The following is an 8,515-nucleotide window of genomic DNA, read 5'->3' on the forward strand; positions in this document are numbered from 1 at the left end:
ATCTAAGGCCTATATTAATTTATAGTTGATCTAACAAAGATATATTATCATAAATTTCTTCTTTTAAATCTTGTAAATTAGAAATACTTACCCCTATCAATCTTATTTGTTTATCTTTATTTTTTATTTTTTCTATTAATAAATTTGTATTATCAATTATATCTTTATATGTATATATATAACTATTTAAAGTATGTCTTTTGGTTACTTGTTGAAAATCTTCATATTTAACTTTAACAGTTATTGTTTTCCCACATTTATTTATATGTCTAAGTCTATCACATACATCTTTTACAACTTCTTTTACATATTCATTTAATTCATCTGAATCAAAATTTACATTTTCAATGAATGTATTCTCTGAACCAACAGATTTTCTCTCTCTACTTACTTGTACAGGCCTATTATCTATACCTCTTGCAAAATTGTATATATCATATCCTTTTTTCTTAAATATCGATTCTAATTGAATTAAATTTAAATGCCTTAAATCATATCCATTTTTAACTCCCATAAATGTTAGTGTCTTTCCAGTTACTTTACCAATTCCAAAAAATTTTTTAATAGGTAATTTATCTATAAAGTCTTGAGCTTTATCTGGTGTTATAACCGTTAATCCATTTGGTTTTTGATAATCTGATGCGACTTTTGCTAAAAATTTATTATAAGAAACTCCTGCAGATGATGTTATTCCTATTTCATTATATATATCTAACTTTATTTTCTTAGCAATAGTAGTTGCATACTCTATATTTTGTTTATTTTCAGTCACATCTAAATATGCTTCATCTAGCGATAATGGTTCAATTATATCTGTATATCTATGAAAAATATCTCTTATTTGAAGGGATACCTTTTGATAAACATCAAATCTTGGAGGAATAAATATAGCATGAGGACATCTTACATATGCCATTTTCGAAGGCATAGCTGAGTGTATCCCAAATTTTCTAGCTTCATAAGAACAAGTAGCTACAACTCCTCTGCCTTCTGGACTTCCTCCAACTATAACAGGTTTTCCTCTTAATTCTTTATTGTCCCTCTGTTCTATAGATGCATAAAAGGCGTCCATATCAATATGAATTATTTTTCTATTATTTTTCATCTAGACCTCCTTTTTAATTAATAACTTTAAAAAAACCGTATTGTAAGATATTTTACAATACGGTTGTATTTTATTTATTAGTTTTGATATAAGTTAGCTGATGGATATTCTGGATCAGAAGTTGTATCCACACCTAATTTTCTAAATGTTTGCTCATCATTTACATTTAACATAGTTGTTGAATGTGCTTGAGCACCTTTTAACATAGGTAATTTTTCCATTGCAGCTTGAGCTGTTGGGTTAGTTACAGCGCATATACTTAAAGCCGTTAATACTTCTTCACAGCTTAAAGCAACATTTCTATTTCCTAAAGTATTAGCTTTTAAGTTTATGATTGGTTCTAAAACAACTGGCGATATTAAATGCATATCATCATTTATATCTGCAAAATGCTTTACAGCATTTAATACTGCTGCTGCTGTTGCGTTCATTGTTTCAGATGCTTTTCCTGTTAATATAGTTCCATCGCAAAGTTCTAATGCAACTACCGGACATATATCATTTGGTGTATTAGAAGCTTCTTTTAACTTAGCACTGTAATTTCTAGCAGGCATTACAACCTTTCTATCTTCAGGTTTTAAGTTTAACTCTTCCATTATTATATTCATTCTATCATAAGCACCTTTATCAACTTGTCCTTTTTTATATTCACAAGCTGTTTTAAAGTATCTTCTTATTATTTCTTGTCTTGAAGCTTCTTGAACTACTTCATCGTCTATTATACCGTATCCAACTCTATTAACTCCCATATCTGTTGGAGATTGATATACAGATTCTTTTCCAGTTATCTTTTCTATTATTTTCTTTAAAACTGGGAATAATTCTAAATCACGGTTATAGTTAACTGATTGTACTCCATATTTTTCAAGATGGAATGAATCTATCATATTAACATCTTTTAAGTCTACAGTTGCCGCTTCATAAGCTATATTTAAAGGATGCTTTAAAGGTACATTCCATACTGGGAATGTTTCAAACTTAGAGTATCCTACTTCATTTCCTCTTTTATTTTCATGGTATAACTGACTTAAGCAAGTTCCTAGTTTACCACTGTTTGGTCCTGGCGCTGTAACAACTACTATAGGTTTAGTCGTTTCTATATATGGATTTGCTCCATAACCTTCATCACTTACTATAGTATCTACATCACTTGGATATCCTTTTGTTGGTGCATGCTTATATACTTTTATACCTCTACGCTCTAATTTATTTATAAAAACTGTTGTAGCAGGTTGCCCTTCATATCTTGTTATTACAACACTGTTAACATCAAGTTCGTATGCTCTTAAATCATCTATAAGTCTTAAAACTTCCATATCGTAAGTGATACCGAAATCTCCTCTTATTTTATTTCTTTCTATATCGCCTGCATAAACACATATTACAACTTCTAATTTATCTTTTAAGTTTTGTAATACTTTTATTTTTGCATTTTCGTCAAATCCTGGTAAAACTCTTTTAGCATGTAGGTCAAACATTAACTTCCCGCCAAATTCTAAGTATAACTTATCATAGTTATTAACTCTTTCTAAGATATATTTAGATTGTTCTTCTAAATATTTTTTGTGGTCAAATCCGATCTTCATTGTAATTCCTCCTAGATAAAATATAAATTTAGTAGATATTTCTTCAAAAATAAATTAAAATTAAATTAAATAAAAAATAAATAGATTATAGCAATTCAATATACGATAACTCATATCATAAATTCACAAAACTACAACCCAATTTAAAGTAAAATAATATCATAAATTTTTATATTTTTCTAGTGTATTTTTAAAATCTGCATAAAAAAAAACTAACTCATTGAGTTAGCGTAATCGAAATATCTACTAAATATTTAATCTATTTATCTTAGGACTTACTATTCTAAATCATTTGAAGACGTTTTGCAATATTTTTTTTTAATTTCTATTCAATTCACAGCATATTTTTTCCAATTTAAATTAATACTATATTTATGAGATATTTGGAGGTGTTTTTTTGATTAAATGTTTTTCTACAAATTGTACTTTTAATAACTCTGGAAAGTGTAATGCATCTGTTGTAAATATAGAAGGTTTTGATGCAGATATTACTCCAGAAACTTACTGTAAGACTTTTGTTGACTCTTCAGATTCATCTACCCTAACTAATTCTACAGGCGATAATGAAACTACATATAAAGATATAATATGTAGTGCATCTAATTGTATGTATAATTTTAATGGTTCTTGCAAATCTTCCCTGGTTCAAGTTAATTCAATAAATAATACATGTGAAACTTTTAAAAAAAGATGTTGTTGGAGTTATGAGTATTAAAAATAAGGGCGCCTATTAGGCGTCCTTATTTTTTAGTAACTAATTATCAAATGCATTAATAGTATATTATTACATCGTAAGTTTTGGGGGTGAGTCATAATGTTAGAATCGCTTATTTTAGTCTTAGCTTTATGTATAGATACATTTGTAGCTGGCATTGCTTATGGAACAGATAGAATAAAAATTCCATTATCTTCAAATATCGTAATAACTACTGTTTGTTCTTTGTTTTTAGCTTTATCACTATCACTAGGTTCTTTACTTAAAGAGTTTATATCTCCTAGCTTTGCTTCTATACTAAGCTTTGCGTTATTATTTTCACTAGGGGTATTAAGATTATTTGAATCTTTCTTTAAATCCTACATTCAAAACTTTTCCAGTATTGGAGCTCCTTTAACTTTTAAATTATTTGATTTTAAATTTGTTTTAGAAATTTATGCAAATGAAACTAAAGCAGATTATGATAAATCTAAAACCCTTACAATAAAGGAGTCTGTATATTTAGCAGTTGCACTTTCTATAGATAGTATAGCTGTAGGTTTTGGTAGTAGTTTAGTAAGTTTTAATTTCGTTCAAATTTTATTATTATCATTTACTATTGGCATATTGGCTTTATTTCTAGGTGTTAATATAGGTAAAAAATTCATTGAAAAAGTAAATATAAATTTATCATGGCTTTCTGGAGCTATGCTTGTATGTTTAGCTATAATAAGATTAATATAAAAAGAAGCTTGTATATACAAGCTTCTTTTTATATTAAGTCTAGTTCTTCAAAACTAAAGTCATCTTCTTCATTATTTTCTTCAATTTCTTTTTTTATCATATTTCCTTCATAAACTTTAAAAAATGGATAATATACTACTATACTGATTGCCACTAAAACGAAAACAAACAATACATTTCTTATATCCATAGAAGATAAATATGCCTGTGCAAAGAAAGGTGTAAAAGATGGATCTACAATAAATCCACAAGTTATAAGACCTATCTTTTGAGCAAAGTATGTAAGTGAAACACATAAAATAGGAGTTGCTACAAATGGTATTGCAAGTATAGGATTAAAAACTATAGGTCCTCCAAATATAATAGGTTCGTTAATTCCACATATCCCAGGCACTATAGATAATCTTCCTAGAGACTTTAAATGTGTAGACTTACTTCTAGACATTAATAAAGCCAATCCTAAAGTATTTCCTGCACCTCCCAATATAGCTATCCTAAACATCTGTAAATTCATTATTACATTAGGATCTTGCCCTGCCGCTACTAAGTCTGAATTTAATCCTGTATTGCTAAGCCCTAACGCAAAAGCAATAGGGAATATTATAGATGTTCCATTTACTCCAAATAACCATAGCACATTTCCAAAAGTTATAAGTAATAAATATCCCCATAAATTATCTGCTATATTAAGTGCCGGAGTAAGTATATTCATAATAGATTGAGGTAAACTAACTCCTGTATTTGCCATCACAAGTATATTTAACCCATATAAAATAACAATATTTAATAAAAGCGGTACTAATGTATTCATAAATGATGCCACAGCTGTGGGAACAGAACTTGGTAAATTAAACTTCCATTCCATTTTATCAACAAATCTACTTATCTCAACCGAAGCTAATCCTATGATTATAGCAACAAATAAACCATCAGCCCCTAAAAATGACATAGGAATATTTCCCTCATTACTTGGAGCACATATCATAAAAAATAATGCTGTTGATATTAAACCTGACATAGCTGCATTCATTTTATAATCACTTGCCAGTGTATATGCTATTGAAAACGCAGACATTAAACCTAATAACCCCATAGTCATATCATATGGAGCAGTTATTGTTGCATAATTAGCAACGGCAAACGCCTTCCACTGCAGTAAAAATTTAATAAATATATTTGTATTATCAGGATTTACTAATTCTGGATTTATAGGAGGATTTGCAATTATTAAAAACAAAGATCCAACTACAATAAGAGGAAGTGTCATCATCATTCCTGTAGAAATAGCATTTAAATGTCTTTGACTCCCAATTTTAGCTCCAATAGGAGATAATATTTTATCTAATTTTTCTAAAAATTTATTTTGTCCCATTTTTACAATCTCCCTTTGTTGTATTTTACTTCATAATATATATTATTCTTGCCAAGGGTTATATTGAAATGCGCTTTCTACTGCATCTTCTGGTTTATATACCTCTAAAATTTTGCCATATCTTTCTTTATAATCATTTTCAACTTCCATTTGTGGTATAACTTTACTAGCTTCATTTAAGAAATGAAATGAATCCCTACCCATTTTAGCACCTCTTACAGTATGTTTATCTAGAGCATAATCAGGAATTTCAGGTATCCTTCCCATAGCAAATCCTTTTATAACTATATTTTTTAATAAATCACTTGAACGATCTTTTTGACAGCTGCATAAATATCTTATAGCATGTATAAAGTAAATAGGTCTATCTCCATCTGCATATGAGAATTGCTTTCTCATTTCATATAAATTATTAACTATAATACATGCCATTGGATCCCCCATACCTATATCTTCTACCGTCATAGTTAATAATCTTCTCCATAATTTTTCTTCCATTTGAGGTGATGTTATATACATTTCATAAGCAAATTCACAAGCTTGTTCTTCTAATCCACGTCTTATTGATTTTTGAAGTGCAGATATAACCTCATCTCCATTTAATCCGTTACGAGTTTTGATTCTTGCCCAAGGGTCTTTTATAAATTTTTCAGCCATGATGACTAACCTCCATATATTTTATATTTATATTTGTACAAAATTCATATATAATAGCCTTTGAGGTGGTTTTATATGAACTTTGAATATCTTTGCGATAAATATCAACTATCTACTATAGAACAAAATATATTAAAATATTTATATAGTAATATTGATAATTTGAAAAAACTAGGTATCCGTAAAGTTGCAAAAGATAACTTTACATCAACAACTATTATATATAAATTATGTAAAAAGCTAGGTTTTGAAGGTTACTCTGATATGATTTATAACATATCTTATTCCAATAAGTCAGAAGATTCAGATTCTTCTGTTGATATTTTTACAAATGCTTCGAATGAGATAAGTAAAAACCTAAAACCCCTTTCTACAATACTTAATAAATCAAGAAATAAATTAATAATGCTTCTTGGTGTTGGATACTCACAAATGATTGCCAATTATATGAGTGAGCGTTTTGTTATAAACGGATTTAAATGTATAGCCAACACTCATTTACAACTTTTGAACAAATCTAACAAAGATGATGTCTTACTAATAGTAATATCTAACTCTGGAGAAAGTTCAAGTATTCTAGAAGTATCAGAAACCGCAAAAAATAATGGTATAGAAATTATTAGTTTTGTAGGAAATAGCAGTTCTTCACTTGCCAAAATTTCAGACCTTTCAATTGTACTAAAAGGTTATGAAAAATTTCCTAATTTAAAACATATTCCAAATACATTCTTTTCTGAAGTTTTATTGCTATTTGAATGTTTTATAAGTAATATAAATTGAATAACATTAATGTAATATTAATATTTTTCTTATATAAATGAAATAGATTTTATTGTTTTAGAAAAAAGTTTTCTATATAAAAACATTTTTCTACATAAACTCCTAAATGTGAGTTTTAACATATAAATACCTAATAATTAATGTATAAATAAATTATTGTATATATATTAATTAATTCATGTCAATAATTAATAATATAGTTAGTATTAATGTACTTATTTATGATATGATTAATAAGTTGTAATCAATTAAATTAGCACTATTTTGAGAGGTAAATATTATGAATTTTAAAGAATTAGGAATTAATGATAATACAATAGAAAAATTAAATAAGATGGGAATAACAAGTCCTACACCTATACAAGAAGAAAGTATAGATATAATAAAATCAGGTAAAGATTTGATAGCAGAAGCTCAAACAGGAACAGGAAAGACATTAGCATTCTTACTTCCTATATTTGAAAATCTATCATCTGATGATAACAATATTCAAGCTCTTATAATTTCACCAACTAGAGAACTTGCAATACAAATAACTAAAGAAGCAGAAAAACTTAGTGAGAATACAGAAATTAACTTGCTAGCAATGTATGGTGGAAAAGATATTGGTGGCCAGTTAAAAAAGTTAAAAAGAAATATACACTTAGTTATAGCTACGCCTGGTAGATTATTAGATCATATAGATAGAGAAACTATAGATCTTAGTAAATTGAAAGTTTTAGTTTTAGATGAGGCTGACCAAATGTTATTTATGGGATTTAGAAATGAAGTGGAAACTATACTTAGATATACTCCTAAAACTCGTCAAATGCTTTGTTTCTCTGCAACTATGGATGCTGCCGTAAAGAAATTAGCATATAAGTATATGAATAATCCATCAGTTGTTAGTATAGAAAAAGAAGAAATAACTTTAACTAATATAAAACAAAACGTGGTTGAAACTACAGATAGAAAAAAACAAGATGCTCTATGTACAGTTCTAGATCAAGATAACCCATTTATGGGGATAATATTCTGTAGAACTAAAGCTAGGGTTGATAAACTGGAAGAAGTTCTTCATAGAAGAAAATACAACTGCGCTAAGCTTCATAGTGATATAAAGCAATCTCATAGAGAACGAATAATGAAATCTTTTAGAAATGCAGATATTCAATATCTAATAGCAACTGATGTTGCATCTAGAGGTTTAGATATAAGTGGGGTATCTCATGTATATAATTATGATATACCTGAAAATGCTGAAACATATATCCATAGAATTGGAAGAACAGGAAGAGCTGGTGAAGAAGGTTATACATGTATGTTTGTAGACCCAAAAGATTTCAATACATTAAAAGAAATAGAAGATAGCATAGAAATGGAAATTCCAAGAAGAGAAGTATAAAAAAAGAAGTGTAAAAACACTTCTTTTTTATTTGCTATTTTATAATCTTAGTCATAAAATTTTTTACTTCATTTAAATAAAGATTAACTATCTTAAGAGAAAGTAAAAAAAGATTACGTGGCTACGTCCTACTCTCCCAGGCAGCTTCCCACCAAGTACCATCGGCGCTAAAGAGCTTAACTTCTGTGTTCGG

Annotated in this window: 8 protein-coding genes; 4 read left to right on the forward strand and 4 right to left on the reverse strand. The window is 28.1% G+C overall.

All coding sequences use genetic code 11. From position 1 onward, the window contains the following. Nucleotides 1-19: 19 nt before the first annotated feature. Nucleotides 20-1,105 (reverse strand): DNA polymerase IV, encoded by a 1,086-nt coding sequence (gene dinB, locus ATCC9714_RS16125; RefSeq protein ID WP_054630756.1) that lies wholly within the window; start codon nt 1,103-1,105, stop codon nt 20-22. 77 nt (nt 1,106-1,182) lie between these two features. After that, nucleotides 1,183-2,691: a DUF1846 domain-containing protein gene (locus ATCC9714_RS16130; protein ID WP_021127783.1), complete on the reverse strand. Its 1,509-nt coding sequence runs from the start codon at nt 2,689-2,691 to the stop codon at nt 1,183-1,185. Between the two features lie 397 nt (nt 2,692-3,088). Here ATCC9714_RS16130 and ATCC9714_RS16135 point away from each other — a divergent pair, with 397 nt between their 5' ends. Both ATCC9714_RS16135 and ytaF read left to right on the forward strand, forming a co-directional pair. Further along, nucleotides 3,089-3,406: a DUF1540 domain-containing protein gene (locus tag ATCC9714_RS16135; protein WP_021122533.1), complete on the forward strand. Its 318-nt coding sequence runs from the start codon at nt 3,089-3,091 to the stop codon at nt 3,404-3,406. A gap of 99 nt (nt 3,407-3,505) precedes the next feature. Continuing rightward, nucleotides 3,506-4,129 carry a sporulation membrane protein YtaF gene (gene ytaF / locus ATCC9714_RS16140; protein WP_057545880.1) on the forward strand — a complete coding sequence of 208 codons (624 nt, stop codon included), beginning with the start codon at nt 3,506-3,508 and terminating at the stop codon, nt 4,127-4,129. Nucleotides 4,130-4,157: 28 nt separating this feature from the next. Here the strand turns inward: ytaF and ATCC9714_RS16145 are convergent, their stop codons facing one another. After that, the gene (locus ATCC9714_RS16145) at nt 4,158-5,501 is read right to left on the reverse strand and encodes a PTS sugar transporter subunit IIC (RefSeq protein ID WP_057545879.1); all 1,344 of its coding nucleotides are present in this window, start codon (nt 5,499-5,501) and stop codon (nt 4,158-4,160) included. Nucleotides 5,502-5,543: 42 nt separating this feature from the next. Then, the gene (locus tag ATCC9714_RS16150; protein WP_021127780.1) at nt 5,544-6,158 is read right to left on the reverse strand and encodes an AAA family ATPase; all 615 of its coding nucleotides are present in this window, start codon (nt 6,156-6,158) and stop codon (nt 5,544-5,546) included. A 75-nt stretch (nt 6,159-6,233) separates the two neighbouring features. Between ATCC9714_RS16150 and ATCC9714_RS16155 the strand changes: the two genes are divergently transcribed. Then, nucleotides 6,234-6,938: a MurR/RpiR family transcriptional regulator gene (locus tag ATCC9714_RS16155; protein WP_054630759.1), complete on the forward strand. Its 705-nt coding sequence runs from the start codon at nt 6,234-6,236 to the stop codon at nt 6,936-6,938. 280 nt (nt 6,939-7,218) lie between these two features. Further along, complete coding sequence (locus tag ATCC9714_RS16160) at nt 7,219-8,322, forward strand: DEAD/DEAH box helicase (RefSeq protein ID WP_057545878.1); 1,104 nt, start codon at nt 7,219-7,221, stop codon at nt 8,320-8,322. Nucleotides 8,323-8,515: the final 193 nt, after the last annotated feature.

This window comes from Paraclostridium sordellii (genome assembly GCF_000953675.1).
GTDB lineage: Bacteria > Bacillota > Clostridia > Peptostreptococcales > Peptostreptococcaceae > Paraclostridium > Paraclostridium sordellii.

Coding starts and splice junctions, on each gene's coding strand:
- ATCC9714_RS16130 (WP_021127783.1), bottom strand. CDS start 2,691: ATGAAGATCGGATTTGACCACAAAAAATATTTAGAAGAACAATCTAAA.
- dinB (WP_054630756.1), bottom strand. CDS start 1,105: ATGAAAAATAATAGAAAAATAATTCATATTGATATGGACGCCTTTTAT.
- ATCC9714_RS16150 (WP_021127780.1), bottom strand. CDS start 6,158: ATGGCTGAAAAATTTATAAAAGACCCTTGGGCAAGAATCAAAACTCGT.
- ytaF (WP_057545880.1), top strand. CDS start 3,506: ATGTTAGAATCGCTTATTTTAGTCTTAGCTTTATGTATAGATACATTT.
- ATCC9714_RS16160 (WP_057545878.1), top strand. CDS start 7,219: ATGAATTTTAAAGAATTAGGAATTAATGATAATACAATAGAAAAATTA.
- ATCC9714_RS16145 (WP_057545879.1), bottom strand. CDS start 5,501: ATGGGACAAAATAAATTTTTAGAAAAATTAGATAAAATATTATCTCCT.
- ATCC9714_RS16155 (WP_054630759.1), top strand. CDS start 6,234: ATGAACTTTGAATATCTTTGCGATAAATATCAACTATCTACTATAGAA.